The organism is uncultured Alistipes sp. (genome assembly GCF_949296715.1).
In the GTDB taxonomy this organism is placed as follows: Bacteria; Bacteroidota; Bacteroidia; order Bacteroidales; family Rikenellaceae; genus Alistipes.
The window spans coordinates 121,999-148,414 of sequence record NZ_CASFQD010000025.1; the positions used below are offsets into that span (position 1 = coordinate 121,999).

21 protein-coding genes are annotated in these 26,416 nt (G+C 60.7%); 11 read left to right on the forward strand and 10 right to left on the reverse strand.

The window, feature by feature from the left end:
• Window positions 1-131: 131 nt before the first annotated feature.
• Window positions 132-3,515, reverse strand: coding sequence for a hypothetical protein (locus tag Q1Y33_RS04115; protein WP_300798480.1), 3,384 nt, complete (start codon window positions 3,513-3,515; stop codon window positions 132-134).
• Between the two features lie 160 nt (window positions 3,516-3,675).
• On the opposite strand from Q1Y33_RS04115, the gene Q1Y33_RS04120 reads away from it, so the two are divergent.
• From Q1Y33_RS04120 to Q1Y33_RS04140, 5 genes are all read left to right on the forward strand, one after another.
• Window positions 3,676-3,888 carry a helix-turn-helix transcriptional regulator gene (locus Q1Y33_RS04120; RefSeq protein WP_296115113.1) on the forward strand — a complete coding sequence of 71 codons (213 nt, stop codon included), beginning with the start codon at window positions 3,676-3,678 and terminating at the stop codon, window positions 3,886-3,888.
• 117 nt (window positions 3,889-4,005) lie between these two features.
• A complete protein-coding gene (locus tag Q1Y33_RS04125) occupies window positions 4,006-4,614 on the forward strand; it encodes a CvpA family protein (RefSeq protein ID WP_300798481.1) in 609 nt (202 codons plus the stop codon).
• A 3-nt stretch (window positions 4,615-4,617) separates the two neighbouring features.
• Window positions 4,618-5,538: a ribosome small subunit-dependent GTPase A gene (gene rsgA / locus Q1Y33_RS04130; RefSeq protein WP_300798482.1), complete on the forward strand. Its 921-nt coding sequence runs from the start codon at window positions 4,618-4,620 to the stop codon at window positions 5,536-5,538.
• The gene (locus Q1Y33_RS04135; RefSeq protein ID WP_300798483.1) at window positions 5,519-6,205 is read left to right on the forward strand and encodes an RNA methyltransferase; all 687 of its coding nucleotides are present in this window, start codon (window positions 5,519-5,521) and stop codon (window positions 6,203-6,205) included. The genes rsgA and Q1Y33_RS04135 overlap by 20 nt, the downstream gene beginning before the upstream one ends.
• Before the next feature lie 10 nt (window positions 6,206-6,215).
• Window positions 6,216-7,415, forward strand: coding sequence for an aspartate aminotransferase family protein (locus tag Q1Y33_RS04140; RefSeq protein WP_300798484.1), 1,200 nt, complete (start codon window positions 6,216-6,218; stop codon window positions 7,413-7,415).
• Between the two features lie 15 nt (window positions 7,416-7,430).
• Here the strand turns inward: Q1Y33_RS04140 and Q1Y33_RS04145 are convergent, their stop codons facing one another.
• Window positions 7,431-8,069, reverse strand: coding sequence for an N-acetyltransferase (locus Q1Y33_RS04145; protein ID WP_300798485.1), 639 nt, complete (start codon window positions 8,067-8,069; stop codon window positions 7,431-7,433).
• Window positions 8,070-8,078: 9 nt separating this feature from the next.
• Window positions 8,079-8,927: a deoxyribonuclease IV gene (nfo, locus tag Q1Y33_RS04150; RefSeq protein ID WP_300798486.1), complete on the reverse strand. Its 849-nt coding sequence runs from the start codon at window positions 8,925-8,927 to the stop codon at window positions 8,079-8,081.
• Window positions 8,928-9,031: 104 nt separating this feature from the next.
• On the opposite strand from nfo, the gene Q1Y33_RS04155 reads away from it, so the two are divergent.
• Genes Q1Y33_RS04155 through Q1Y33_RS04165 form a run of 3 tightly spaced genes read left to right on the forward strand, consistent with a single transcriptional unit; the run spans window position 9,032 to window position 12,118 of the window.
• The gene (locus Q1Y33_RS04155; RefSeq protein ID WP_300798487.1) at window positions 9,032-10,219 is read left to right on the forward strand and encodes a DUF3078 domain-containing protein; all 1,188 of its coding nucleotides are present in this window, start codon (window positions 9,032-9,034) and stop codon (window positions 10,217-10,219) included.
• Window positions 10,219-11,853: a S41 family peptidase gene (locus Q1Y33_RS04160; protein WP_300798523.1), complete on the forward strand. Its 1,635-nt coding sequence runs from the start codon at window positions 10,219-10,221 to the stop codon at window positions 11,851-11,853. The genes Q1Y33_RS04155 and Q1Y33_RS04160 overlap by 1 nt, the downstream gene beginning before the upstream one ends.
• Window positions 11,846-12,118 (forward strand): hypothetical protein, encoded by a 273-nt coding sequence (locus tag Q1Y33_RS04165; RefSeq protein ID WP_300798488.1) that lies wholly within the window; start codon window positions 11,846-11,848, stop codon window positions 12,116-12,118. The genes Q1Y33_RS04160 and Q1Y33_RS04165 overlap by 8 nt, the downstream gene beginning before the upstream one ends.
• A gap of 231 nt (window positions 12,119-12,349) precedes the next feature.
• On the opposite strand, the gene Q1Y33_RS04170 is transcribed toward Q1Y33_RS04165, so the two are convergent.
• The 5 genes from Q1Y33_RS04170 to rpsO all read right to left on the reverse strand — a co-directional run bounded on the left by Q1Y33_RS04170 (window position 12,350) and on the right by rpsO (window position 19,899).
• Complete coding sequence (locus Q1Y33_RS04170) at window positions 12,350-13,522, reverse strand: BACON domain-containing carbohydrate-binding protein (protein ID WP_300798489.1); 1,173 nt, start codon at window positions 13,520-13,522, stop codon at window positions 12,350-12,352.
• A gap of 824 nt (window positions 13,523-14,346) precedes the next feature.
• Window positions 14,347-15,228, reverse strand: a complete 882-nt coding sequence (gene deoC / locus Q1Y33_RS04175) for a deoxyribose-phosphate aldolase (protein ID WP_300798490.1) — start codon at window positions 15,226-15,228, stop codon at window positions 14,347-14,349.
• A gap of 139 nt (window positions 15,229-15,367) precedes the next feature.
• Entirely contained in the window at window positions 15,368-17,089 is a 1,722-nt protein-coding gene (locus tag Q1Y33_RS04180) for a hypothetical protein (RefSeq protein WP_300798524.1), read from the reverse strand.
• A 208-nt stretch (window positions 17,090-17,297) separates the two neighbouring features.
• A complete protein-coding gene (gene pnp, locus Q1Y33_RS04185) occupies window positions 17,298-19,532 on the reverse strand; it encodes a polyribonucleotide nucleotidyltransferase (protein ID WP_300798491.1) in 2,235 nt (744 codons plus the stop codon).
• A 94-nt stretch (window positions 19,533-19,626) separates the two neighbouring features.
• Window positions 19,627-19,899, reverse strand: coding sequence for a 30S ribosomal protein S15 (rpsO, locus tag Q1Y33_RS04190; protein ID WP_300798492.1), 273 nt, complete (start codon window positions 19,897-19,899; stop codon window positions 19,627-19,629).
• A 198-nt stretch (window positions 19,900-20,097) separates the two neighbouring features.
• Between rpsO and Q1Y33_RS04195 the strand changes: the two genes are divergently transcribed.
• From Q1Y33_RS04195 to Q1Y33_RS04205, 3 genes are all read left to right on the forward strand, one after another.
• Complete coding sequence (locus Q1Y33_RS04195) at window positions 20,098-21,105, forward strand: FAD:protein FMN transferase (RefSeq protein WP_300798493.1); 1,008 nt, start codon at window positions 20,098-20,100, stop codon at window positions 21,103-21,105.
• A 67-nt stretch (window positions 21,106-21,172) separates the two neighbouring features.
• On the forward strand, window positions 21,173-22,042 hold the full coding sequence (locus Q1Y33_RS04200) for a YegS/Rv2252/BmrU family lipid kinase (RefSeq protein ID WP_300798494.1): 870 nt from the start codon (window positions 21,173-21,175) through the stop codon (window positions 22,040-22,042).
• Window positions 22,043-22,123: 81 nt separating this feature from the next.
• Window positions 22,124-23,044, forward strand: coding sequence for a helix-turn-helix transcriptional regulator (locus tag Q1Y33_RS04205; RefSeq protein WP_300798495.1), 921 nt, complete (start codon window positions 22,124-22,126; stop codon window positions 23,042-23,044).
• A 106-nt stretch (window positions 23,045-23,150) separates the two neighbouring features.
• Here Q1Y33_RS04205 and Q1Y33_RS04210 read toward each other — a convergent pair whose 3' ends face one another.
• Both Q1Y33_RS04210 and Q1Y33_RS04215 read right to left on the reverse strand, forming a co-directional pair.
• Entirely contained in the window at window positions 23,151-24,662 is a 1,512-nt protein-coding gene (locus Q1Y33_RS04210) for a DUF3667 domain-containing protein (RefSeq protein ID WP_300798496.1), read from the reverse strand.
• Window positions 24,663-25,200: 538 nt separating this feature from the next.
• Complete coding sequence (locus tag Q1Y33_RS04215; RefSeq protein ID WP_300798497.1) at window positions 25,201-26,412, reverse strand: glycoside hydrolase family 57 protein; 1,212 nt, start codon at window positions 26,410-26,412, stop codon at window positions 25,201-25,203.
• Window positions 26,413-26,416 lie beyond the last annotated feature (4 nt).

Consider the following 26,416-nt stretch of genomic DNA (forward strand, 5'->3'; position numbering starts at 1 on the left):
CAAAATTTTTGTGCCGCCATCTCCCCGTCTGAACACAAAAAGGGAGGAGACCGTTTCCGATCTCCTCCTCGGCACGCAGGGTGTCATTCAGATGTTAGCCTATTCCCACCTTCCCTGCGGAATGTTGCCGTCTATTTGGTCTTGATCTGGACCGTGACGGGTGCGAACTCGACACCGAAGTTGTTGGTGTAGGTCACCTTGACTTCGATCGTCTGCGATACGGGCTTCAGGCTGCTGTCTTCACCCGTGTAGGTGATGACGCCGGTAGCTTCGTCGAATGCGAAGTTCACGTTGCTGAACGTCGTCTCGTACTTCACTTTACCGCCCAATGCCGTGGCGAGGTTTGCGTGCAGACCGCTCTCCGTCGATGCGTCGAAGACGTTGGTGTTGGTCTCCTTGCCGGCCTCGCCGCTCTGGTAGGTCGAGTTGAGCGTCAGCAGCTGGGCTACCTTGAACGATGCGCCCTGCGAAAGTTCGAACTCGTTGCCCTTGGTTGCTACCGTAATCTCCTTGTCGGCATACGGGCTGTCGATGGCCACGGTGAAGGTTACGCGCGAATCCTTGACCTCCTCATTGCTGTTGGTGAATACGAGGTAGGCGTCTACCTTGAGCTCCAGAGCGCCCCAGTCGTTCCAGATCAGCTTGTTGTCGGCGTCGATCTCCGGAACGGTCTGACCGTTCTCTGCCATCTCGTCGAGCTTGTCGCCCTGCAGCTCCTTGTTGATCTCGTAGACAACCTTCACGCCCGGGAGAGCCTGCTCGCCCTCGCCAACCTGATAGGTGTAGGCGTTGCCCAGCGGCTGTGCGACCACGTCGTAGCGCGAACCGTCTGCGTTGAATTCGGCGATGGCGTTGACGCGGCCGTCCGTTACGAAGAGCGGGTTGGGCGTCAGCTCGGCGCTAGCCTCCTTCAGCGTGATTTCGGCCGGGATGACGATCTCCAGACCACTCTTGTCAGCGAGCGTCAGGGTCGAACGGTAGGTCTTGAACTCGTACTCGGCGGGGAAGGTGACGTTGATGTTATTGCCTGCTACGGCGAGTTTGGCCTCGTCATCGCCCGTTGTGGCCGACATGGCGGCTACGACTCCGAGGAAGGTTTCCTTGCTGCCGAATGCCTCCTTGTAGTTGTCGTTCCAGAGAGCCTCGGCGAAGTTCTCGGCTACGGTGTAGGTCGACGTGCCGACATACATCACTTCCTTGCTGATTTCGTAGCTGATCTCCGGAGCACCGGACGCCGTTACGGGGATCGTGATCGTCGTCGTGGTCTTGTCGCTGTGTACAAACTTGGCGTATGCAATGTACTCTCCGCCCTCGGCGAAGGTCATGCCGTAGAACGTCGGTGTGATACGCTGTACATCGTTTTCGGCCGTCGGGGTCGAGTTCATTACCAGCGTGACATAGGCTCCATCTACGATCTCACCTGCGTTATCGGCGATATAAGAAGCCCATTGGTTTGCGAGAGCAAATTTGTTGAAATCTTCGATGCTGCCCATTTGATAGGTGTAGGCGGGTTTCATCTCCTTGTAATGCTCAACCGTTACCTTCGGCTCCATATCTACGGGGTTACCCGTGTAGATCTTGCTGAGGGCCTTCGTGTGGTTCCATGCGATTGCGGTTTGCGGAACACTGGTCTCCACACCGTTGGATACGACCGTTACCTTGTGCTGGGCCTCGCCGATCTCCAGGGACTTTTCGCCGAGAGCTACCGTGAAGGTTACCTTGCTCGATGTAATGTTATCGCCGATCAGGTCGGTGTCGGTGGTCGGCAGGTTCGCTTCGTCGATCTGCACCGACTCGGCCGTTACCTTGTAACTCTTTTCGTTAGCGGAATTGATCGTGATCTTTTTGGCGTCGAATGCGCTGCGGCTGCTTTCCAGTACGCCTTCCCACATCTCCGACAGCGGCATGTACTTCTTGCCGTCGAAGTAGTAGACATCGAAGCCCTCGAGGAAGTTGACTACCGAGTAGTCGTTGTACTTGAGGCTGCTGCTGTACAGGCCGTTCGACAGGCCGGCAACGAGTTTTCCTTCGTCATCGACCTTGACGATCCGCAGGTTGTCGTTGATGCGTGCAGCCCATCCGGTGGGGTACAGGCCGAGGAACGACGTGGTGTAGTCGATGCCCGTGTGCGTGGTCTGCTCATCCTCCGAGCCGGTCGTGACACCTGCGATCTTGATGTTCAGCGCGATGGCAAGCGTCTCGTCGTTGTCTGAACCGAACTTGTAGGCGGTCGTGGCCTTGACGGTGAACTCACCCTCGTTCTCCTCGCTTGCGGTGACGCTCTCCACCGTGAAGGCGGGGCTGTTCGTGCTGCTCATCGAAACCTTGCGCGTGATGATCGAAACGGTCGCCTTCTTCTTGTCCGCAATATTCTTGGCCAGCGAAGCGGGCGATACGCGGAAGGTCATCTCGAGCGTCTGGTTGCCGAGGTATTCCTTGCCGTCCTTACCGAAGTCGATGTAGGGCGCGGGCGTTACGGGGATGCGGTTCGAGGTCTCGCTCAGCGACGAGGGAACATAAACCAGCGACTGGATGCGGTTCTCCAGCGCAAACAGGCGCTCGCTGAACTCGTTCATGAGTTCGCTCATCTTTTTCTGGTTGCCGTCTACCAGAATCTGCAGCTCGTTGGCGTCAATCTGCGTCTGGTTGGCCTGGATAAAGGCGATCAGGGCGGCGGCGTAGTCGCTCTGCTCGTTCTCCATCTCGGCAATAAGTTTGGCCAGCGTCTCGTTGTAGGTGGCATAGTCGTTCAGAGCGGCGTTGGTGATGTAGCCGTTGTTCGTCAGGTAGGCGGCGATGGCCTCGTTCAGGCTGTCGCCCAGCCAGGGCTCGCCATCGAGCATTTCGCTGATCTGCGACTCGATCAGCGTGTTGACATCGCTCTCGGTCAGAACCTCGATTCCCTCCAAGGCTTCGACGCGCTTGGCCAGCGCCTCGACATCGGCAGCCGAGCCCTCGAGTGCGGCGAGACGCTCTTTCAGCTCCTGAATGTCGCCCGAGAAATCCACGGCGGGCAGCTCGCCGACCGTACCCTCGAGTGCCGTGAGCTTGTTGTTGATCTCCTCAAGCTCGGCCTTGTAGTCCTCCTGAATGCCCTCGATGAGCGCCTCCAGCTCGCTGACGGCACCCTTCGTGGCCAGTTCGTTGCGGAGCGTCTCCTCCGACGACTGGATTGCGCCGTCGACGTACTCCTTCAGCTCCTGCGACAGCTCGTTGAGCTTGGCCTGCACGTCGCCGATGGCCTCCAGCTTCTGATCGATCGAGGCGACGTCGGTCTTCACGCCATCGAGTTCGCTGCGCAGGGCGGCTACCTCCTCGTTCAGGGCGTCGAGACTCGGAATCGCGTTCCGGACGCTCTCGATCTGCTCGTCAAGGTCGGCAACCGTCACGTACAGCTCGTCGAGGCGGTTGTTGATTTTGTCGATGTCGTCGTCGTAATTCTTACAACCGACACCGGCAAGCATGATTCCCGAAAGAACCAATGCCAGGAAATTCCTTAATAAGTTGTGTTTCATAGATAAATAATTTGGATGATAGAAGTGTTTGTATGCAGTTATTATCAATGTGTTAGCGCCTTGTCAGTTATTTGTTAGTATCATATATGATACGCGCATTGCAAAGATATATATAAAAATTTGCGTAACAAATTTTTTCGGCAATTTTTTTGAAATGGGAATGGATTATCGTGAGGAGGTCGCGTATATCTCGCGGCGTATCAAAGAATTACGGCTGGAAAACAAATTGACTGTACAGGAACTTGCCTACCGTTGCGACATGGAACGGTCGAACCTGAGCCGCATCGAGGCCGGGCGGACGAATCTGACGCTGAAGACGCTTTGCGCGATCTGCAATGCCCTGAACGTCACCTTGCGCGACGTGATCCGTTGACGTTCATACCTTATATATATTATGAAAACGGTTTCCCGCCGGGACTCCGCCGGGAGACTGTTTGTCGCTTTTCGGCAAAATTCGTATCTTTACCGAACGAATTGAAACTGCTTTCCTTTGAATACGATTGATCTGATAGTCTGCCTGGTACTCGTCGTCGCCGTATGGTGCGGCTTCCGGCGGGGATTCATCCTGCAGGTCTGCTCGCTTGCGGGCATCGTGCTCGGTATCTGGCTGGCGGCGCGCTACGGCGCCGAGGTCGGGGCGCTGCTGCACCTCGAGGAGCGTTTTGCCGCCGCGGGCGGCTTCATCACGGTGCTGGTCGTCGTGATCCTTGCCGTCGCGCTCCTGGGGCGGCTGCTGCGCAAACTTTTCCATTTTGCCGGGTTCGGCGTCCCGGACGTGGCGCTGGGCATCGTCGTCTCGGTCGCCAAATACCTGCTGGTCGTGAGCGTGCTCTTCTCGGCGTTCGACACCCTGAATGCCGACTACTCGCTTGTGGACCGCCGGACGATCGCCCGCTCGAAGAGCTACGGCCCCGTGCTGCGGATTTCGCAGTGGATGCTGCCCCGCCTCAAGCAGGCCGGGACGGAGGTCACGATGCCCGACCTGCCGCGCCTCGAGGAGCTCGTGCCGGACAAGGAGCGCGGGACGGGTGCCGCGAAGGAGCACTCCGGAAAACCGGTGTCCGGGTCGGAACAGGCGCCGGACCTTGAAACCTGTTGAGCGATGGAGAAGAATTTTACAGGAACGGTGGTTCGTGCGACCGGCAGCTGGTACGACGTCCTGCACGACGGGGCGCCGGTGCGCTGCCGCATCCGGGGCCGCCTGCGCCTGAAGGGGGTGCGGTCGACCAACCCGGTGGTCGTGGGCGACGAGGTGCGCTGCGAGGCGGATGAAAACGGCGACCACGTCATCGTGGACATCGTGCCGCGGCGCAACTACGTCATCCGCCGGGCATCGAACCTCTCGAAGGAGTCGCACATCATCGCGGCGAACATCGACCGCGCGCTGCTCATGGTGACGCTGCGCCAGCCCGAGACGCCGCCCGAGTTCGTCGACCGCTTCCTCGTGACGTGCGAGGCCTACAAGATTCCGGTCGTGATCCTGCTCTCGAAGATGGACCTGCAGGATGCGGAGGCCGTTGCGGCGTTCCGTGCCGTCTACGAAGGGGCCGGGTACGAGGTGCTGGAGGTCTCGGCGACGGACGGCAAAGGGGTGGAGCGCGTCCGGGAGCTGCTGGCAGGGTGCCGCACGCTCGTCTCGGGCAACTCGGGCGTGGGCAAGTCGACGCTCATCCGGACGATCGACCCGACGCTCGACATCCGCACGGGCGAAATCTCCGAGAGCCACCACAAGGGGCGCCACACGACGACCTTCTCGACGATGTATCCGCTGGCCGGGGGCGGGGCAGTAATCGACACGCCCGGCATCAAGGGCTTCGGGCTGATCGACATCGACGATGCCGAACTGTGGCACTACTTCCCCGAGATGATGCGCACGGCGCCCGGGTGCCGCTTCTACAACTGCACGCACACGCACGAACCGGGCTGCGCCGTCATCGGGGCGGTGCGGAGCGGCGACATCTCGCTGGCCCGCTACGAAAGTTACCTGAAAATCCTCGACGAAGATGACAAGTACCGCAAATAGGGAACCGGCATGGTATGCCGCGCGCATCGCCTGCCTTCGGGAGTTCATGACCGAAGAGCGCTACGACCTCTTCCGCCGCACGGTGGCGAGCCGCACGCGTTATCTGACCGTGCTGGCCGAGAACATGTACCACGGGCAGAATGCCGCGGCGCTGATCCGCCACTGCGAGGCCTTCGGCGTGCAGCGCATGCACACCGTCGAGACGCTCTGCCGCTTCGAGCCCAATGCGGCCATCGCGCGCGGCACGGAGCAGTGGGTCGATGTCGTGCGACACCCCTCGACGGCCGATGCCCTGGCGGCGCTGAAGGCCGAGGGGTACCGCATCGTGGCGACGACGCCCCACCGCGGGGACCATACGCCCGAGACGTTCGACGTGGCGGCAGGCCCCTTCGCCCTGGTCTTCGGCACGGAGCATGCGGGTATTTCGGACGAGGTGATCGCCGCAGCCGACGAGTTCCTGCGCATCCCGATGTGCGGCATGGTCGAGAGCCTCAATGTCTCGGCTTCGGCCGCGATCCTCATCTACATGCTCTCCGAGCGGGTGCGGCTGACGGTTCCCAACTGGCGCATGGACGACGCCGCACAGGCCGAGGTGCTCTACCGCTGGATGACGACGAGCGTGCGCGACGCGGCGGCGATCCTCGAAAAACAGTTTCCCGAAAAGTAAGACAAACGCCATGAATACGATCCTGCGCAAACAGTTTCTCATCCATGTAGCCCAGACGTCGCCCTCGCCGATGCTCGTCGAGGTGGCGCGCGCCGAAGGTTCGTTCTTCTATACGCCCGAGGGCAAACGCTATTACGACCTGGTGGCCGGTGTCTCGGTGAGCAACGTCGGCCATGCGAATCCAGCCGTCGTGCGCGCCGTGCAGGAGCAGGCTGCGCGCTACATGCACGTGATGGTCTACGGCGAGCTGGTCGAGTCGCCGCAGGTGGAGTATGCCGCGCGCATCGCGTCGCTGCTGCCCGGGGCGCTCGAAAGCGTCTACTTCGTCAACTCGGGCGCCGAGGCGGTCGAGGGGGCGTTGAAGCTGGCCAAGCGCTTCACGGGACGCACCGAGATGATCTCCATGCGGCGGGCCTACCACGGTTCGACGCACGGCGCGATGAGCATGATGGGGGCGCCCGAGGGCGAGGAGTGGAAGGAGCCCTTCCGCCCGCTGCTGCCCGACGTGCAGGCTATCGAGTTCAACGACTTTGAGGCCCTGCAGCGCATCACCCGCCGCACGGCCTGCGTGCTGGCCGAGCCCGTGCAGGGCGAGGCGGGCGTGCGGCCGCCGAAGCCGGGCTATCTGGAGGCGCTGCGGCGCCGCTGCGACAAGGTGGGGGCGCTGCTCATCTTCGACGAGATACAGACCGGCCTGGGACGCACCGGCGCGATGTTCGCCTCGCTGCGCTACGGCGTTACGCCCGACATCGTCTGCCTGGCCAAGGCCTTCGGCGGGGGCATGCCCCTCGGGGCCTTCGTCTCGCGGCACGAGATTATGGATACGCTGCAGCACGACCCGGCGCTGGGCCACATCACCACCTTCGGCGGCCATCCGGTCTGCTGCGCCGCGGGGCTTGCGGCGCTGAACTACCTGTTAGAAAACCGCATCGTCGAGAGCGTCGAGTCGAAGGGCGCCCTCTACGAGGAGCTGCTCGCGGACCATCCCGCCGTGCGGGAGATCCGCCGCGCGGGGCTGCTGCTGGCCGTCGAACTGGGCGACCCGGCGAAGCTCTACCGGATCATGGAGCTCTTCAAGGAGGCGGGCATCTTGAGCGACTGGTTCCTCTACTGCGACACGGCCTTCCGTATCTCGCCGCCGCTGACGATCTCCGAGGAGGAGGTGCGCGAGAGCGCCGCGCTCGTCCGCAAGTGCCTCGACCGGCTGTAACCGCTGAAAGGTGTTTCAGAGAAAACTTCCGGCCAGTTTCCGGAAGAGCCGTTGGGATTCCGTGACTGCCTTCTCCTTCGGAGGAAAGGTCCGGTCGAATGTTTCGAGATTATCTGATGAGGCCGCGGCATAGGCTGCTCCCTCGTCGTATCGGCCCGCCGCATCGTGCAGGGCTCCGGGACGCAGTTCCCGGGCCAGCAACGCCGCCGGGTAGCGCCCCTCGCGATCCGTGATGCCGTAGTGTTTTGATGCAACGAATCCGAAACGTGCGTAATACGCCGGGTCCCCGCAGATGAGTATGGCGGCATGCCCTTGTGCTGCAGCCTTTTCCATTGTATGTACGATCAGTTTGCTCCCGATTCCCCGACGGCGGTAGGTGGGCAGCACACCCACCGGTCCGAATGTGATGACAGAAAGCACTTTCCCGTCCGGACGGATGATGCCGGTCCGGGCATAGGCGATGCATCCGACGATCTCTTCTTCGTGCAGTGCTACGAAATCGAGTTCGGATATGTATTGCGGCGAATTGCGCAGCCGATGCAGGAGCAGATGTTCGCTGCATCCCGGTTCATAGACATTCCAGAACGCTTCGCGTGTGATCTCTTCGGTGCGTCTCCGTTCTTGTTCTGTCCCGGGTCTCAACAGAATTTCCATATCCGGATGTCAGGCTTCCTCGGCAAAGGCCTTCAGGCGGGCGATCTCCTCGGCCCAGCGGCTCTCGTCGGGCGTTTCGAGGATCAGCGGAATGCCGTCGAAGCGCGCATCGCGCGCGATGTAGCGGAAACACTCCATGCCGATCATCCCGTCGCCCAGCGGCGTGTGGCGGTCGACGCGGCTGCCGAGAATCTTCAGCGCGTCGTTCAGGTGCATGCCCTTCAGGTAGCGGAAGCCCACGACGCGCTCCAGCTCGGCGAAGGTCTCCGCGCATGCCTCGGCCGTGCGCAGGTCGTACCCCGCGGCAAAGGCGTGGCAGGTGTCGATGCAGACCCCCACGCGCGACTTGTCCTCCACGCGGTTGATCAGGTAGGCGAGGTGCTCGAAGCGGAAGCCGAGGTTCGAACCCTGCCCCGCGGTGTTCTCGATGACGGCCGTCACGCCGTGCGTGGCTTCGAGTGCGAGGTTGATCGACGCGGCGATGCGGTCGAGGCTCTCCTCCTCGGTGATCTGCTTCAGGTGGCTCCCGGGGTGGAAGTTGAGGCGGTCGAGCCCCAGCTGCTCGCAGCGCTTCATCTCCTCGATGAAGGCCTCGCGCGACTTGGCCAGCCCTTCGGCGTCGGGATGCCCGAGGTTGATCAGGTACGAGTCGTGGGGCAGGATCTGCGCCGGCGTGTAGCCGTACTCGTCGCAGGCGCGGCGGAAGGCGTCGATCTCGGCCGCCGTGAGGGGCTTGGCGACCCACTGCCGCTGGTTCTTCGTGAAGAGCGCGAAGGCCGTGGCTCCTATCCGGTGTGCATTGGCGGGGGCGTTCTCCGTGCCGCCCGCGGCACTTACGTGTGCTCCAAAATACTTCATACGGGTCTAAAAGGATTTATCTATGGACAAAGTTAACGATTTTGTAAATAAATTCATAAATTTGCGCTTGACCGCAATTCAAAATCAACCGCAAGTCCTTCCCGATGAAACGTTTTTATGCGATCTTCCTGCTGGCCCTGGCCACCGCTCTGCCTGCCGCTGCGCAGATCTCCATCGACGAGGTGGAGGCGCCGCAGGAGAGCATCCGATTCCGTGACCGGATGAAATCCACGGCGGTGGATGTCGACTACTTCAGCCTGGCACGCTACCGTGCCGAGCGGGCCGCCATCCGCAAGGAGCGCAACTACCTCGAGATCGGCGGCAAGCTTCAGGGCTCGCTCTCCTCGCACAACGATCCGTGGATCAAGGTCTCGGGCGGTGACAATGCCATTGCGCTGCTGGCGACCGTCAACGTGCGGCACGTCTTCACGAAGAACCTCTTTTCGATCGAGACCAAGGTCAGCGCCTCGTTCGGCTACAACCGCATGAAGGTCGAGACCACGACGACCGACGAGGAGGGCAAGACGCATACCGAGAGCAACGGCGTGTGGTTCAAGAACCAGGACGAATTCGTCTTCTCGGTGGCCCCGTCGTTCAAGATGTCGAAGAACTGGTCCTACGGTTCGATCATCAACTTCCGCAGCCAGTTCGTCAACGGCTACATCTCGCGCACGCAGCAGACCGAAACCGACCGCAAGAGCTCCTTCATGGCGCCGGGTTATCTCGACGCGTCGTTCGGTATCACCTACAAGTGCCCGAAGGAGAAGCTGCCGCTGTCGGTCAACCTCTCGCCGATCGCTTTGAGCGCCGTCTTCGTCGAGGACCGCCTCGTGCGCGAGAACGTCTGGGACGACAAGCCCGGCTGGCAGGCCTACGGCCTGGCGTCGGAGGACGAGACCTCGAAATACGAGGGCGGTTCCTCCGTGCAGATCGACTTCGACCGCACGTTCGGCAAGGACGGGTTCCTGCGCTACCGCACGAGCCTCTACTCGTTCCTCGGCTGGATCACGAACATCGGGCTCAAGAACAAGGTCAACGACTATTCGGAATACAAGAAGCGGCTCGACGCCTACAACAACTGGACGGCCGATTCCGGCACGGAGCGTCCTGCGAAGCCGAACCTTCCGGTGCACCCGACGGTCCGCTGGTCGAATACGATCGACATCAAGGCCACGAAATACATCTCGACGACCTTGAGCTTCGAACTCTACTACAACCGGGCGCAGAACGTCGACGTGCAGACCCGCACGCTGCTCAGCGTCGGGCTTTCGTATACCTTCAAGAACAAGTGATGTACAGAAATTCGAAACATACCGTCCTCTTCCCGCTGCTGTTGGCCGTGGGAGTGGTCGCGGGGCTGCTGCTCGGACAGTACATGGGCCGCAACTCCACGACGTCGCAGCTCAAGAGCATGCTCAGCCGCATGACGCTGCCGACGAACAAACTGACCTATACGCTTTCGCTCATCGAAAACCAGTATGTCGACTCCGTGTCGATGGATTCGCTTGCCGAGCATGTCATTCCGCTGCTGGTCAAGGAGCTCGACCCCCATTCGGTCTACATCCCCGCCTCGGAGATGCAGGCGCTGAACGAACCCCTCGAAGGGGAGTTCGACGGCATCGGCGTGGTCTTCAACATGGCCACCGATACGGTCATCGTGCTCAACGTCATCCCGCAGGGCCCGAGCGACAAGGCCGGCATCAAGGCCGGGGACCGCATCATCGAGATCGACGACTCGCTCGTGGCGGGCCGCCGCATCCCGCAGAACGAGATTGTCAGGCGGTTGCGCGGACCGCGCGGCTCGACCGTGCGGCTGGGGCTCGAGCGGCAGCACATCCCCGACCTGGTCGAGGTGGAGGTCGTGCGCGACGTCATTCCGATCCGGAGCATCGAGTCGGCCTTCCGCATCAGCGGCACGACGGGCTACATCAAGCTGGGGCAGTTCGCGCGGACAACCCACGCCGAGCTGGTGCAGGCCCTTGCGAAGCTGCGCGCCGAGGGGGTCGACCGGCTGATCTTCGACCTGCGCGGCAATTCGGGCGGATACCTCGACCAGGCGATCCTCGTGGCCAACGAATTCCTGCACGAAGGGCAGCTGATCGTCTATACCGAGGACCGGCACCACAAGCAGGTGCGCGAATACGCCGACGGGCGCGGTACGGCCCAGGAGATGGACGTGGCGGTGCTGATCGACGAGGGCAGCGCCTCGTCGAGCGAAATCCTGGCCGGTGCCCTGCAGGACAACGACCGCGGCACGATCGTCGGGCGCCGCTCCTTCGGCAAGGGCCTCGTGCAGCAGCAGATTCCCTACAGCGACGGTTCGGCGCTGCGGCTGACGACGGCGCGCTACTATACGCCGACGGGCCGCTCGATCCAGAAACCCTATACGATCGGCGATGACGAGAGCTACGAGGAGGACCTGTGGCACCGCTACGAGAACAACGAGTGGTTCTCGGCCGACAGCATCCATTTCGCCGACTCGCTCAAGCGCGTGACGCCGGGCGGCAAGGTGGTCTACGGCGGGGGCGGCATCATGCCCGATGTCTTCGTGCCGGCCGATACGACCGACGTGACGCGCTACTTCATCGAGGTCGCGGGCCGCAACATCCTCTACCGCTACACGATCGAGTATGCCGATGCGCACCGCGACGCGCTGAATGCCGTGCGGACAATCGACGACCTGCAGCGGCTGCTCGACGCCGACCGCACGCTTGTCGACGATTTCGTGCGCTACGCGGCCCGCAAGGGGGTGGCGCCGCGCTACGGCGACATTGCCCGGTCGCGCAAGCTCATCGAGGCGCAGCTCCGCGCCTACATCGGCCGCAATACGGTGCTCGAGGACGACGGGTTCTATGCGAACATCTACCCGATCGACAATGTGATTACCCGTTCCATCGAATTGTTAAACGCTTCGGAAAATGATTAAGAAATACATCGGTTTTCTCCTTGCCGCGGCGATCCTCGGTCTGCTTGTCGTCACGGTGCTCCATCATGACAGTTACCGTTCGATGGTGTGGGACGGCGATCCGGTCCGTCCGGCACAGCCTGCCGCACCGTCCGCAGCCGCTCATACCCCTGCCCGGCAGCCTGTCTCCGCTCCGGCGCAGCCTGCGGAAAGCCCCGCCGTCGAACCGGCCGGGCAGGCCGTTGCCGGGGAGCCTGCGGCCGACTCGCTTCAGGTGAAGGAGTAGCCGCGGACGTGTCTTTTGCCTGTTTGCTCTGTCTGATCCCGTCTACCGTCGCTTCTACCGCATGAAAAAGCGCCCTCCGCAAGGAGGGCGCTTCGCTTTGCAACGACGGGTAATGATGCCAACAGAGGTGGTGTCCGGACTTTGCCAGGGGGCTCATCTTATCCGGACCATTGGCTTTCGGGGTTTTTCTGTTGTTGCTGTTCAAAAAGGTACCTCGGACATCTTGAAACCCTACTTCGCTTCAATGTACGTGACGGTGTAGACCTGTGGAGTCGAGGTCTCCGAATATCGATCCAAGAACTTCGTGACGAACCCTTCGTCGTCGAATTCGTAAGTGATATCGCGGTCATTTTTCCCGGCCTGACTTCCCTGGCTCCGGACCTGCTTCAGCAGGTTGCGGTTCAAAACGCCGAGGCGTCCCGCGATGCCCAGTTCCTCATCCCGTGCGAAATAGTAGTAGTAAAGTTCGAAATTCTCCTTGTTCGGATGCTCTCCGTAGTATGCGTAACGGTTGACATAAGGTTCCTCGTTGGGATAGTCGGGATAGGTCGTGCATGTCTCCACTATATTCCCGTTCTCCCAGACGTATGTTTCCTGGCTTCCACCAACTTTGGCAGTGAGTATCAAATGATTTTCGTCGTCATAAGTGTAGGTGATTTTGCTGCCATCTTCCCACGCTGTGCGGATTACATATCCCGCCTTGTTCAGATAGGCCGTGTACTCCTCCGGTTCATCCTTGAAGATGTCCTCGCTCGAAGGAGAATAGACTGTCTTGACGTGTATAACCCCCTCGCCGTACTCATAAAGAAACTCTCGGCTATAGGTCTCATCCACATCCTCCGTATAGTTATAAAAGTTGTAGATATCTTCGATCTTCGTAATCCGGCTCTGATCGTCGTAAGTGAAAGTTATCGTCTCTTTCTCGGGATAGAAGTCATCTGCGTAGCTGTATACAATTTGCGAGATGAGTTTCTTCGGCGTGGCGGGACCGGTCCCCTCCCCAGGAATATCGCCTTCGGCGGTCGTCGCCTGCTGCTCGATGGTGATCTTCACCTTCGTGCCGCCCGATTCGAACGTGACGGTCGCTTTGCGGTTCGCGCCCGAAGTATTCACTGCGAGCGTGATTGAAACAGTGTAGTCGCCCGCGGCATCGCCGTGGTCGGGCGAAAGGGTAATCCAGTTAACCTCCGATGCACGTGTCTCGCTCACCGTGGCGTGCCATGCACTTTCGGTCGAGAAGGAGATGTTTGCCGAAAGCGAGGTCTCGTCGGCATAGAGCCGGTAACTGGTCGGTGTTCCCGGTGTCAGATGGATGGCGTTTTTGTCATCGCCTCCCGGATCGTTCGAGCATGCCGCGAAGGCAAATGCTGTGAGGGTAAGCAGCCAAATGGAGAGTCTTTTCATGATAGGATGTGTTGTGCATCCCGGCTCCTGCGATGCAGGTCGTAAAAAGAAAGTGTGGAGCCGTTCGTTTATCTGACGGGAGGTTTGGCAATCCCGAAAACAAATAAACAATCCCCACACGCGTACAGCATGAAAGCAGAACGTCTTTCATGCCGATACGAGTAATGTGAGTGTGTCGTTTTCCTTGTTTTCTTGAAATTTACCAGATTCCTCGCCAAGGATAAAAGCGAAACACTTTCATCAAAATATTATCTCCTGCCGTATGGCAGTCAAGACAAAGATAGAAAATGTTTCTTGAATGGCAAGCGTCCATGGGACATTGTAATGAAAATTCTTGCAAAAAGTTTCTAAAAGCCAATAAATATGACGCTCTATATCCCGTATGCTTCTCAAGGGTGCCAAATCAAATGGCTGTTGTCTGCCTGTTCGGACCTGCATCAATGAAACATGGGAGCAGACTGCCCGACATGTGCTATCTTTGTGGAAAAATCCGAAAAGAGATGAAACGACGCGTATTCGTTACGGGCGGTGCCCACGGTATTGGAATCGGAAATAATTGTCAGCCGAATGGTCCGGTTGTTTGCATTGCTGCCTGAAAAAGCGCCCTCCGTAAGGAGGGCGCTTCGCTTTGCCTTCGACCGCCGGTTGTCTCCGATTGATTGTTTTCGGTCGTTTGTTTTCGGTCGTTTGTTTTCAGTCGTTTGTTTTCAGTCGGTTGTTTTCAGTCGGTTGCCTTCAGTTGGTTGCCTTCAGTTGGTTGCCTTCAGTTGGTTGCCTTCGGTCGGTTGCCTTCGGTCGGTTGCTCCCGGCCCGGGCTTGCGCGATCAATAGTACTTGACCGGCGAACCTTCGATGGCCGAGAGGATGTTGTTGGCGGCCGACGAGGCCCCGATGCGGAAGAGGTCCGTCGTAAGCCACTCCTTGCCGAGAATCTCCTCGACGATCGTGTAGTAGAGTGCGGCATCCTCGGCTGTGCGGACTCCGCCCGCAGCCTTGAATCCCACCTTGCGCCCCGTCTTTTCGTAGAAGTCGCGGATCGCCTGGCACATCACCACGGCCGCTTCGGGCGTGGCGGCGACGTCGATCTTGCCCGTCGAGGTCTTCACGAAGTCCGCACCGGCGAACATCGAGAGCAGCGAGGCCTTGCGGATCAGTTCCGGCGTCTTCAGGGCGCCCGACTCGATGATGACCTTCAGCACCACGTCCTCGTCCATCTCCGAACGGATCACCTCGACCTCGTTGGCCGCCTCGTCGTATTCGCCCGTAAGCATACGGCCCACGTTGAGGACGATGTCCACCTCGTCGGCTCCGTTCTCCACGGCCATGGCCACTTCGAGCGCCTTGACCTCGAGGTAGGTCTGTGCGGCGGGGAATCCGCCCCCGACCGAGGTGATGCGCATGGGCGTGCCGTCGACGGCCAGTCCCACGGTCTCGACAAAGGCCGGATAGACGCAGATCGACGCCACGTTGGGAACATGTGGGTATTTCGTGTAGAACTCCGCGGCCTTGCGGGCGAACTCCGTCACGGAGGTGACGGAATCGTTGCACGACAGGGTCGTGAGGTCGATGGCCGAATAGCAGAATTTGTAGACCTCCGTATTGTGGTTGCGCTCCTGGGCAACCTGCCGGATGCGGGCGACCTCTTCGTCGACGCGGCTCTCGCTCCATGCCGGAGCGTATTCGTTCAGATGGTTGGCGTATTCCATAGCTTCTAAAAGGCTGTTTTTACAAAAGTAGGAAAAATATTCGTATGCTCGGCTCTTTGAGGACACTTTATTTGTGGCAGGGTGTGCAAAAAAAGAGCCCGAACCTGCGTCCGGGCTCTTTTTTTCTGCTTGAAGCGGATTACTTCTGCAGGGCCTTCAGGTTGACGTCCTTGGCAGCCTTCTCTGCCAGTGCGGGGTTCTTCGACACGGCGCTCTTGAGCTGGGCGTTGGCGGTCTTCAGGTCACCCTCCTTGGCGGCGATCACGGCGCGCAGGTAGTCGGCCTCGGCCGAGTTGTCCTTGGCGATGGCCTTCTTGGCAGCGGCCAGGTCGTTGTTCATCACGTCGACGATGGCGGCGTTGTAGCCCTCCAGACCGTTTGCGGCAGCCTTGTAGTTGCCCTCGGCGGCAGCCATGGCGGCCTTGGCCTCGGCATTAGCAGCCTGAGCGTACTTCTTGGCCTCGGCGGTGTTTCCGTTGGCGAGGTTCGAGAGAATCAGGTTCTTGTTCAGCTCCTTCGACGAGTCGCTCTTGGCGGCCTTCTCAAACGACTTCAGCGCGGCAGCCTTGTCGCCGGCCTTGGTCTGTGCCACGCCGAGGTTGTTCCATACGCGGGCGTCGTTGTACTGCTTCGAAGCGGCCGTCAGGATGGCAACCTGCTCCTCGGTACCGTTTGCCAGCGTCTCGGCGGCGTAGAGGTACTCCTCGACGGTCAGCTCACCGCCGTTGCGGAATGCGGCCATGATCTCCTCGTCGGTCTTGCCCTGGATGTCGGTCGTGTTGATGATCTGTGCGCGGCGCAGGGCGGGCAGGATATCCTCCTTCAGCTCCTCGAATACCGAAGCCATGTTCTTGATCTCCTTCTCGCGCTCGGCGGGCGAGTTGTAGCGGCTCAGCACCTGGAGAATGATGTTCTTGTTCTGGATGTCGGACTTCTCGACCAGTTCCTTGAAACCGTCCCAGTCCTCACCGTAGGCTGCGGCGTCGATCTCCAGACCGGCCTCCTTGAGCAGCTTGGCAACGACCTTCTGGCTCGACTCGCTGCGGGCCTTCGAGAGCTTGTCGTTGAACTTCTCCGGGCCGTCGGGCGAAGCATAGCCCTTCACGGTGATGTTCTGCGTGGCGCGCTCGTTCGAGAGGTTGGCGTCGACGTTCTGCTTGAAGGCGTCGAGGTTGGCGTTCTTCTGGTTCTTCTTCGTCACGCGCGACGAGTTGATCGCATAGAGCAGCTCGGTCTTGTCGACTTCGGTGGTCACCTTCTTGTAGTTGTTGGCCATCGTCTCCATCAGGTCGCCGTACTTGATGTCCTTCTGGAGCGTGTTCACGCCGTAGGCGATCGTCAGCCCGAACTCGCGCATGAGGGCAGCCTTGGCCTCGGCATCGTTGCCGGCCAGCACGGCAGCCTCCTCCTTGGTCGGAACGGCACCCGTATTGAGGTTCACGAGCGTGAACTCCTTGCACTTGCCCGACGGGCACTTGATCTCGGCGCGCAGCTGCAGCTCGCTCTTGTCCATGCGCGGATCGTAGGGGAACTCGACATGCTGCGTGAAATTGCCGCCGTTCTTGGCGTCAACGACCGTGTAGTTCTCGTCGACTTTCGAACCCTGGTAGTATTTGGTCGTACCGGCAACCTCGCCGCCCTCGAATACGATGACGGGCGTCACCTTGATGACGGCCTTTGCATTGAAGTACTCGACGGGGAAGGTGACGTTGATGTCGGCGGCAACGATGCCGTTGTTCAGCGTCAGAATCTCCGGAGTAACGTTCAGTTTCACATCCTCACGCTCCTTGGCCATCTTCTTGAAGCAATTGCAGCTCGAGAATGCCAGCGCGGCAACTGCGAGCACCATGCTCAATTTCATTAATTTTTTCATAGGTTTGAATTTAATGTGTTTATTTTTTTTGTTTGCCTTTGTCTCCTAAACGCCTCGTGTCTGTTCCGTTCCGGCCGTGACCGGGGCACCCGGTTCCGGAACGTCGCAAATATAGAAAACTCTTGCTAATTGTGCAATATTCCGGACGGATTTTCGCTGTCGGTTCCGTCCGAAATCTGCACGAAGACAGCCTTAATTACTCCTCCTTGTGATCGTGGCGCTCGCGACGCTCGCCCCGTTCGCGGCGCTCACCGCGCTCGGGACGCGGACGGCGCTCCCGCTCCACATAGCCTTCGGGCTTGGGTAGCAGGGCCTTGCGCGACAGCTTGAGCTTGTTGGTCTTGGGGTCGACGCCGATGAGCTTGACGTCGATCTCGTCACCCTCCTTCAGGCCGGTCTCCTCCATGGTCTCGAAGCGCTTGTAGTCGATCTCCGAGATGTGGAGCAGGGCGTCCTTGCCGGGCATGATCTCCACGAAGGCGCCGAAGGCGACGATCGAGCGGATCTTGCCGTGGTAGGTCTCCCCGACCTCCGGGATGGCGACGATGGCCTTGATGCGGCTCAACGCACCGTCGAGCGCGGCCTTGTCTACGCCAAAGATGTCGACGATGCCCTTGTTGTCCTCCTCGGTGATGGTGATCGTCGTGTTGGTGGTCTTCTGGATATCCTGGATGACCTTGCCGCCCGGGCCGATCACGGCGCCGATCATGTCCTGCGGGATGGTGATCTGGACGATGCGCGGTACGCACGGCTTGTAGTCGGCGCGCGGCTCGGCGATGCACTCGGTGATCTTGTCGAGGATGTAGAGACGTCCCTTGCGGGCCTGCTCGAGGGCTGCGGCCAGCACCTCGTAGGAGAGGCCGTCGACCTTGATGTCCATCTGCGTGGCGGTGATGCCGTCGCGCGTACCCGTCACCTTGAAGTCCATGTCGCCGAGGTGGTCCTCATCGCCGAGGATGTCCGACAGCACGGCCCACTTGCCGCTCTCGGAGTCGGAGATCAGACCCATGGCGATGCCCGACACGGGCTTCTTGATCTTCACGCCGGCGTCCATCAGCGCGAGGGTTCCGGCGCAGACCGTGGCCATCGACGACGAGCCGTTCGACTCGAGGATGTCCGACACGACGCGCACGGCGTAGGGGTTCTCCTCGCCCAGCGGGATCATCGGCTTCAGGGCGCGCCATGCGAGGTGGCCGTGGCCGATTTCGCGGCGCGAGAGGCCGCGCGACGCCTTGGCCTCGCCCGTCGAGAAGGGCGGGAAGTTGTAGTGGAGCACGAACTGCTCGGTGCCCTGTACGAGCACCTCGTCCTTGACCTTCTCGTCGAGCTTCGTGCCGAGGGTTACGGTCGTGAGCGACTGCGTCTCGCCGCGGGTGAAGATGGCCGAGCCGTGGGCCGCGGGCAGGTAGCCCACCTCGCACCAGATCGGGCGGATTTCGTCCGTGCGGCGGCCGTCGAGGCGCTTGCCCTCGTCGAGGATCATGCGGCGCATGGCCTTCTTCTGCACGTCGTCGTGGAAATACTTGTGGATGAGCGGGGCCTTCTCGACGAGCTCCTCCTCCGTGTAGCGGGCGGCGAACTCGGCCTCGAGGGCGTTGAAGAGGTCCTCGCGCTCGTGCTTCATCGTGCCGCTCGTGGCGATGGCGTAGGCCTTGTCGTAGAGCTCGCGGATGATCGTCTGGCGCAGCTCCTCGTCGTTGACCTCGTGGCAGTAGGTGCGCTTGACATCCTTGCCCAGCTCCTTCGAGAGCTCGATCTGTACGGCGCAGTGCTTCTTGATCTCCTCGTGTGCGAACTTGATGGCGCCGAGCATCACCTCCTCGGATACCTCCTTCATCTCACCCTCGACCATGAGGATGTTGTCGATCGTACCGCCGACCATGATGTCCAGGTCGCACTCGGCCATCTCCGAGAAGGTGGGGTTGATGACGTATTCGCCGTTGCGGCGTGCGACGCGCACCTCCGAGATCGGGCCGCCGAAGGGGATGTCCGATACGGCGAGGGCTGCCGAGGCGGCCAGGCCGGCCAGGGCGTCGGGCTGAATATCCTTGTCTGCCGAGATGAGCGTCACGGTGACGTAGACTTCGGCGTGGTAGTCTGCGGGGAACAGGGGGCGCAGGGCGCGGTCGATCAGGCGTGCGACGAGGATTTCCGAGTCGTTGGCCTTGCCTTCGCGCTTCATGAAGCCTCCGGGGTAGCGGCCGCAGGCGGCGTACTTCTCCTTGTACTCCACCTGGAGGGGCATGAAATCGGTTTCGGGTTTTGCGTCCTTGGCGGCCACGACGGTACCGAGCAGCATCGTATCGCCCATCTTGACGACGACCGAGCCGTCGGCCTGCTTGGCCAGTTTGCCCGTTTCGATCTCGATCTGGCGGCCGTCGGCCAGCGTGATGATCTTGCGGACTGCGTTGTACAGCTTCTTTTCTTCCATAAAAATCTTAAACCTATAGTGTGTTCGAATCGTGATCTTTTTAGAAAATGAAGGCAATCCCTCGCGGGAATTGCCCTCATCTCTTCCTCGTGGATTACTTGCGGAGGTTCAGCGTCTTGATGATCGCGCGGTAGCGCTCGATGTCGACCTCCTTGAGGTACTCCAGCAACTGGCGGCGCTTACCTACCAGGCGCAGCAGGGCGCGCTGGGTTCCGAAGTCGTGCTTGTTGCTCTTGAGGTGTTCAGTAAGGTGGTTGATACGGTAGGTAAACAGGGCAATCTGGCTCTCGGGAGAACCCGTATCCGTGTTAGACTTGCCGTAAGTACCGAAAAGCTCCTGCTTTTTCTCTGCTGTTAAATAAGCCATTGTGTAGTATGTTTATTTAAGTTCCACTCTACGACGCATTCCCCTTACCGTGAATAACGCCAGAGCGTTCCGCAAAGGTACGAATATAATTGATATGAAGCATGAAAAACGAAAAAATTATTTGCATTTTGCAGCGAAAAGTACCGGATGCGAAGGAAAAATCGTATTTTTGCGACTAAACAAGTGAAAACGATGGAAATGAAAAGGCTTTTGCGCGGCCTGGCCGCAGGGGTTTTGTGCCTTGTGGCGGGGAGTTGCGCGCAGCGCGGGGAATATGTGACGGTCGACGGCGCGATGCTGGGCACGACGATGCACGTCGTGGCCGATGTGCGGGGAGCAACGGCGCAGGAACTCTATGCCGCCGCGATGGAGCTGGACCGTGAGGCCAAGGCGTCGATGTCGATCTTCGACCCGACGTCGCTTCTGAGCCGCCTGAACCGCAACGAGACCGATTCGGTCGACCGCCACATCGCCTTCAACCTCCGTCTGGCGGACAGCATCGGCGCCTTGAGCGACGGCCGCTACGACGTGACGGTCAAGCCGCTGGTCGAGGCGTGGGGCTTCGCCGGCCGGGAGCGCACGAAGGACCCGAACATCGACTCGATCCTGTGCTTTGTCGGGCGCGGGAAGGTCCGCATCGAGCAGGGACGCCTCGTGAAGGAGGACCCGCGCGTGCAGCTGGACTTCAACTCCGTGGCCAAGGGCTACACGGTGGACCTGCTGGCGGCGCTCGTCGAGCGCTTCGGCGCCGGGAACTACATCGTCGACATCGGCGGCGAGGTGCGCTGCCGCGGCGTCAACCCCGCGGGGCAGCCCTGGCGCATCGGCATCGAGACCCCCTTCGACGGCAACATGAGCGACGGGGCCTACCTCCAGCGGCGCATCCGCATGAGCGCGGGCGGGCTGGCCACGTCGGGCAACTACCGCCGCTTCTACCTCGACGAGGCGGGCCGCAAGGTGGCCCATACGATCGACCCGCGCACGGGGCGCAGCGTCGTGTCGCGCCTGCTGTCGGTGACCGTTGCGGCGCCGACGTGCGCCGAGGCCGACGCGCTGGGTACGATGCTGCTGGCCATGGGGGCCGACGATGCCCTTGCGGCCGTGCAGCGCCTGCCGGAGTTGCAGGCCTATTTCATCCTCGCAGGCGAGGACGGCGACTATGAAGAGTACGTCTCGCCCGCGATGGAACCCCTGATCATGCAGTAGAACCCGTGCCGGGGCGGCAGCTGTCCGTTGCACCCTTCCGTCAGCCGGCACCCAATATGGAAACCTGATGAAAACCGCTGTTTTTCTTTATAATACCCAGTCCGGCCGGGGGCATATCGACCGCAACGTCGAGAACATCTGCACCATCTTCCAGGCCTACGGATACGACGTGACGCCGCAGCTGATTGATTTCGATGCCAACCCTTTCGACGGCAACGAGCAGATCGACCTGATGGTCGTCGCCGGCGGCGACGGCACGGTGAACTTCGCCGTCAACGCCATGAAGCGCAAGGGGCTCGACATCCCGCTGGGCGTGATTCCGGCCGGTACGGCCAACGACTTCGCCGGGGCGCTCGGCATGTCGTCGGACCCGCTTGAGGCGGCGCGACAAATCGCCTCCGGGACGGAGGAACGGGTGGACTGCGGCCGCGTCAACGACCTCTACTTTGTCAATGTCTTCTCGTTCGGGGTCTTCACGACCACGTCGCAGCGCACGCCCGACGAGCGCAAGCACCGCATTGGCAAGCTGGCCTACCTCGTCGAGGGGGTCAAGGAGTTCTGCTCGATGCACGCCATGCCGCTTGAGATCGTGGCCGACGGCGAGCATTTCGACCTGCAGTCGCTCATGGTGCTGGTCTTCAACGGCGAGACGGCCGGCGGGTTCCGCCTGGCGCGCCGTTCGTCGATCAAGGACGGGTTGTTCGACTGCCTGCTGCTCGAGAAGAAGGACCTCTTTACCTCGACGCTGGCCATGGGCAGCTACCTGCTGGGCGGCAACCCGAAAATCGTCCGGCAGTTGCAGGTGCGGCAACTCGACATCTGCTCGACGCGCAACGAGCCGACCGATGTCGACGGGCAGCCCGGAGCGGAGTTCCCGCTCCACATCGAATGCCTGCCGGGAGCGCTGCGCGTGATGTGCGAGATGCAGCGCGATTGAGCGCCCATGCGATGAAAAATCCGTGAGGTGCTTGCGTTCCCCGAATGAATTTTTTACATTTGTCCGAAAAACAACGACTCTATGGCCGACAGCAGCACGATACGCAAGGGCCGGGACGGTTCCCGCGAGGGCCTGCACAAAGTATCCATCTCCCGCATCAAGAAGGAGATGAGCGATGTTTCCTACCTCTCGGACGATTTGGTCATCACGACCCTGACGGCCGACAAGAACACCACGGCGAACTATCCGACGACGGTCGACGGCTTTACGGCCATCATCATGATGGCGGGTGAGGCGACCGTGTCGATCGACATGCAGAACTACAACGTGCGGCCCAACATGATCGTCTTCTTCAATCCCGACTCGATCATCCGCACGGTCAAGTGCTCGTCGAATGCCGCGGCCTACCTGCTGGCCTTCTCCAAGTCGTTCGTCAACGAGATTCAGATCGACCTCTCGACGTCGCTGCCGGTCTACATGCGCTTCGGCAAGGCCCCCGTGCTGGAGGTGCGGCAGGAGGATGTCGACGAGATACGTCAGCTGTTCCAGCTCATCAAGACGATGCTGCGCAGCGACAAGGAGCGCTACCGCCACGAGATTATCCGCACGCTCTTCACCACGGCCTTCTACATCATCACCGAGATCAACCAGCGCGAGCAGCCGAGCCAGATGAAGCAGGGGCGCTGCGAGGTGCTCTTCGACGAGTTCATGTCGCTGCTGCAGCAGTACAGCAAGCGTGAGCGCAACGTGAGCTTCTACGCCAAGCAGCTCAACATCACGCCCAAGTACCTCTCGTCGGTGGTCAAGGAGGTGAGCGGCAAGACGGCGGCGCGGTGGATCGACGAGTCGGTGATCCTCGAGGCGAAGGCGCTGCTCAAGTACTCGGGCATGAGCATCCAGGAGATCGCCTACCACCTGAACTTTTCGACGCAGTCCTTCTTCGGCAAGTACTTCAAGCAGCATACCGGCACGTCGCCCTCGCGCTACAAGCGCCGCGGCTGACGGCCGGCTCCGGGTGTCGGAAAACACCGGGTCCGGGTTGCGAACGACGCAGCCCGGACTCTTTTTCGTTGCCCCCCCCGCCGTGTTGCTCCGGCCGTGCGGGGCCTTACTCCCAGTAGGTGTAGATCAGCCGGATGATGAGCACGAAGGCGATGCACAGCGCCACGAACGTGAACGATCCGAAGACGAGCAGGCTCTTCACGAGGGTCTTGAACCACCCCTCGCGGTAGACCGTGTGCGAGGAGAGGAGCATGTAGAGGAAGACCAGCGCGAAGAAGAGCTCGAAGCTGATGAGGATTGCGTCGTTGTTCTCCTGTGCCTCGGCGTAGTAGATCAGGATGGCGGCGGGTACGGCGACCAGCAGCAGGAAGAAGGAGTTGATGTGGATGGCGTGGACGAAGTGCTGCATGAAGTTCATCCGCCGCTTGTGGTAGGCCCACTTGAGCAGCAGGGCGAAGAGCGGCAGCAGGAACATCATGTAGAGGGGCGTCCACTTCGAGAGGTCGGCCAGCAGGTTGTTGACGAAGCTCTCCTGCTGCCACTGCTGTTCCAGCTGGTCCGGGTCGCTCTGCTTTTGCCGCCAGTCGTAGACCGGCGTGCGCTGCGGGTCGAACGTGCGCAGCAGCGCCAGCAGCTCCTCGTCGTACTCCTCTAGATCGAGCGCTTCCAGTCGGTCGGCCTCTTCGGCGTCGAGGCCGTCGATCTCCTGCAATCCTGCGGCGGGGTTGTAGCGGGCGATTGTCTGCCGGGCGACCGTGAGGTTCTCCAGGTCGCGCTGTTTGAGCGTCGTGCGGTAGAGGCACGAGTCGAGCAGCAGCTGCGGCAGGCGTGTCAGCGTCAGTCCGTGCCGGCCGCCGAACGGCGATTGGACCTGCAGCAGCTCCTCCGTCGGGACCTCCTTCAGTTCGAGCATCTCGGCGAAGCCCGCCCCGTCGTAGAGATAGACGCAGGTGTCGGGGTGCAGCGCTCCGCTGCGCAGCTGTACGACGACCGTGTCGGGCAGGTGCTGCGGTCGGAGTGCGAACTCCCGGACGCTGCGTTGGGCAATGTCCGACGCGAACATGAAGAAGAGCGTGAAGAAGATCACCGAGATGAACATGTAGAGCCGGAAGGGGTGGACGTAGGAGTTGATCTTTCCGGCGTTGAACTCGCAGGTCAGCAGGCCCGGGCGGCGGAAGAGCAGCCAGAGCGTCTGCCATACCTTGCTGTCGAACTGGTAGACGTTTTCGAAATACTGCTTGATGTATTTCCAGAAGGGCTGTTCGATGTCGAGTGCGTATTGTCCGCAGCGGCTGCAATACATGCCCTGCAGCTTCTCGCCGCAGTTCTTGCAGTGGGTGTAGGCCGGCACGGTGCGTTTGCGGATGCGCTTGAGCCGCCTGTATTCGATGCGGCGCAGCAGGGCCTGCCTGCGGGCCTTGAGCCGCGTCCGCAGCCCCTCGCCTTCGTCGGCCCGGCTGCTGCTTTTTTTATCCGGACGGCCGGTTGCATCGGGATTCGGCGCTGCATCGGGACTCGGTGCGGCGCCCAACTGTGCCGGACCGTCCGACTGTCCTGTTTCTGTCGACTGTCCCGGTTTTGCCGACAGCTCCGCTCCGGCCGGAGCTTCCGGCTCCATAAGGTTCTCCGAATCCACGGTTTCCCCTGCACCGTCCTGCCTTTTCGGCCGTTTCTCAATCTCCTGCCTGCCTTGCCGGTCCGGGTTTCCCTGCGGGGCCTGCCTCCCCGGCTCTTCCGGGGTATTGCATGCGCCTCCGGCCGTTCCGGCCGGTGCTTCTGCATCCGGCCCGCCCGCCGGGGCTTTGTTGGCGTTCGCCTCCGTCAGGTCTCTGCCGCCGGTTGCGGACGTTCGGTTCGCTCCTTTCATCCTTTTGTCTGTTTTGCGTACAAAGATAGTATTTTTTCGGCAGTTTCCGGCTTTCCGCCGCCCGAAGTTTCCGCCCTGTTTTCCCGCACTCCTTTCGCCCTCTTCTTTCACCCACCCTTCCCTCCCTGCCTTCCTGTAGCGCCGCCTGCCTGTTCTGTGTCACCGTTTGCCTGACTCGCCCCCCCCAGCTTGTTCTGTGGAGGCTGGCGTCTTTTCTGCGGCGGCAAAAGAAAAAACCGGACCCCGCCGTTGCGGGACCCGGTTTTCGGATTCGTACCGTCAGTCCGTCCTATTTGCGGGCGGCCTTGGCGGCTACGGCCTTGTCCAGCTCGATGATGAAGTCCGAGAGGACGTTCATGTAGTTGATGAAGGCGTCGTAGGCCGAATCGTAGGGGTTGAAGTAGGAGTGTACGTCGCCGTCCGAGAGCCACTTCGTCGCCATGTAGTAGAAGTGGTCCGAGGTCTGCATGAAGCTCCATACGTAGTCGAAATCGGCGCTCTTGAGAGCCTTGACCTTCTCCTTCTGGGCATAGAGCTTGGCGAATGCCTCGTTCTGGAGTTCGTTGCCGAGCCATGCCGTCACGTCGCGCTCCTCGTCGGCCCACGACATCACGTGCGGGCAGTGCAGCACCGAGACGGGCTGGTACTTCTTGGCGGTCTCGCTCACCGTGGCGAACTCCAGGCCGCTCTTCTTGGCCAGCACGGCCTTCGGCAGCGCGCGCATGAACTCGAAGATGCCCGAATCGGCACCCTGGTGCTCACCGAAGGTCTCGTAGTCCATGAAGAGGTTGATGACCTCGCCCGGCGTCTCCTCCGAAGAGAGCCACGACACGTACTTGTCGGCGGTCAGCGGCCACTGGTCCCAGTTCTTGTCCGAGAAGCGGAACGCGATGTCGTCCGAGAGCTTGTAGTTGCGCAGCAGCAGGCGCAGCTTCTGGTCGTTGGCGTTGGCGTAGACGTAGTTGGGCGACTTCCAGCCCAGCACGTGCTTGGCACCCTCGGCCAGCATCGTGCGGAAGCCCATGCCGGCGACCATCTCGCCGATCTCGTCCGAGTAGATGAGCTCCGTGTTGCGGAAAGCCGTGGGCTTCACGCCGAACTCCTTTTTCAGCATCGCCGTGTGGAGCTTCACCTGCTCGGTGAAGTCCTCCTTCGAGGCGAGCGAAGCCAGCGAGTGCGAATAGGTCTCGGCCAGGAACTCCACGCATCCCGTGGCGGCGAGCTCCTTGAACGACTCGAGCACCTCGGGAGCGAACGCGCGGAACTGCTCGACGGCCGTGCCCGTGATCGAGAACGTGCAGCGGAACTTGCCCTTGTTCTCCTTGATGAGCTTCAGCAGCAGGGCGTTCATCGGAAGGTAGCACTGCCGGGCGACCTTTTGCATGATCGAGCGGTTCAGCAGGTCGTCCAGGTAGTTGTGGTCCTTGCCCATGTTGAAGAAGCGGTATTTCTTCAGACGCCAGGGCTGGTGAACCTGAAAATATAAGCAGACGGTTTTCATAAGG

What these genes read in the sequence shown, in the direction of transcription:
- Q1Y33_RS04135 (WP_300798483.1), top strand. Translation starts at nt 5,519, where the DNA reads ATGACAAGTACCGCAAATAGGGAACCGGCATGGTATGCCGCGCGCATC.
- Q1Y33_RS04120 (WP_296115113.1), top strand. Translation starts at nt 3,676, where the DNA reads ATGGATTATCGTGAGGAGGTCGCGTATATCTCGCGGCGTATCAAAGAA.
- Q1Y33_RS04170 (WP_300798489.1), bottom strand. Translation starts at nt 13,522, where the DNA reads ATGAAAAGACTCTCCATTTGGCTGCTTACCCTCACAGCATTTGCCTTC.
- Q1Y33_RS04210 (WP_300798496.1), bottom strand. Translation starts at nt 24,662, where the DNA reads ATGGAGCCGGAAGCTCCGGCCGGAGCGGAGCTGTCGGCAAAACCGGGA.
- deoC (WP_300798490.1), bottom strand. Translation starts at nt 15,228, where the DNA reads ATGGAATACGCCAACCATCTGAACGAATACGCTCCGGCATGGAGCGAG.
- Q1Y33_RS04145 (WP_300798485.1), bottom strand. Translation starts at nt 8,069, where the DNA reads ATGGAAATTCTGTTGAGACCCGGGACAGAACAAGAACGGAGACGCACC.
- Q1Y33_RS04195 (WP_300798493.1), top strand. Translation starts at nt 20,098, where the DNA reads ATGAAAAGGCTTTTGCGCGGCCTGGCCGCAGGGGTTTTGTGCCTTGTG.
- pnp (WP_300798491.1), bottom strand. Translation starts at nt 19,532, where the DNA reads ATGGAAGAAAAGAAGCTGTACAACGCAGTCCGCAAGATCATCACGCTG.
- Q1Y33_RS04155 (WP_300798487.1), top strand. Translation starts at nt 9,032, where the DNA reads ATGAAACGTTTTTATGCGATCTTCCTGCTGGCCCTGGCCACCGCTCTG.
- Q1Y33_RS04115 (WP_300798480.1), bottom strand. Translation starts at nt 3,515, where the DNA reads ATGAAACACAACTTATTAAGGAATTTCCTGGCATTGGTTCTTTCGGGA.
- Q1Y33_RS04205 (WP_300798495.1), top strand. Translation starts at nt 22,124, where the DNA reads ATGGCCGACAGCAGCACGATACGCAAGGGCCGGGACGGTTCCCGCGAG.
- Q1Y33_RS04140 (WP_300798484.1), top strand. Translation starts at nt 6,216, where the DNA reads ATGAATACGATCCTGCGCAAACAGTTTCTCATCCATGTAGCCCAGACG.
- Q1Y33_RS04160 (WP_300798523.1), top strand. Translation starts at nt 10,219, where the DNA reads ATGTACAGAAATTCGAAACATACCGTCCTCTTCCCGCTGCTGTTGGCC.
- Q1Y33_RS04180 (WP_300798524.1), bottom strand. Translation starts at nt 17,089, where the DNA reads ATGAAATTGAGCATGGTGCTCGCAGTTGCCGCGCTGGCATTCTCGAGC.
- Q1Y33_RS04215 (WP_300798497.1), bottom strand. Translation starts at nt 26,412, where the DNA reads ATGAAAACCGTCTGCTTATATTTTCAGGTTCACCAGCCCTGGCGTCTG.
- Q1Y33_RS04165 (WP_300798488.1), top strand. Translation starts at nt 11,846, where the DNA reads ATGATTAAGAAATACATCGGTTTTCTCCTTGCCGCGGCGATCCTCGGT.
- rpsO (WP_300798492.1), bottom strand. Translation starts at nt 19,899, where the DNA reads ATGGCTTATTTAACAGCAGAGAAAAAGCAGGAGCTTTTCGGTACTTAC.
- nfo (WP_300798486.1), bottom strand. Translation starts at nt 8,927, where the DNA reads ATGAAGTATTTTGGAGCACACGTAAGTGCCGCGGGCGGCACGGAGAAC.
- rsgA (WP_300798482.1), top strand. Translation starts at nt 4,618, where the DNA reads ATGGAGAAGAATTTTACAGGAACGGTGGTTCGTGCGACCGGCAGCTGG.
- Q1Y33_RS04200 (WP_300798494.1), top strand. Translation starts at nt 21,173, where the DNA reads ATGAAAACCGCTGTTTTTCTTTATAATACCCAGTCCGGCCGGGGGCAT.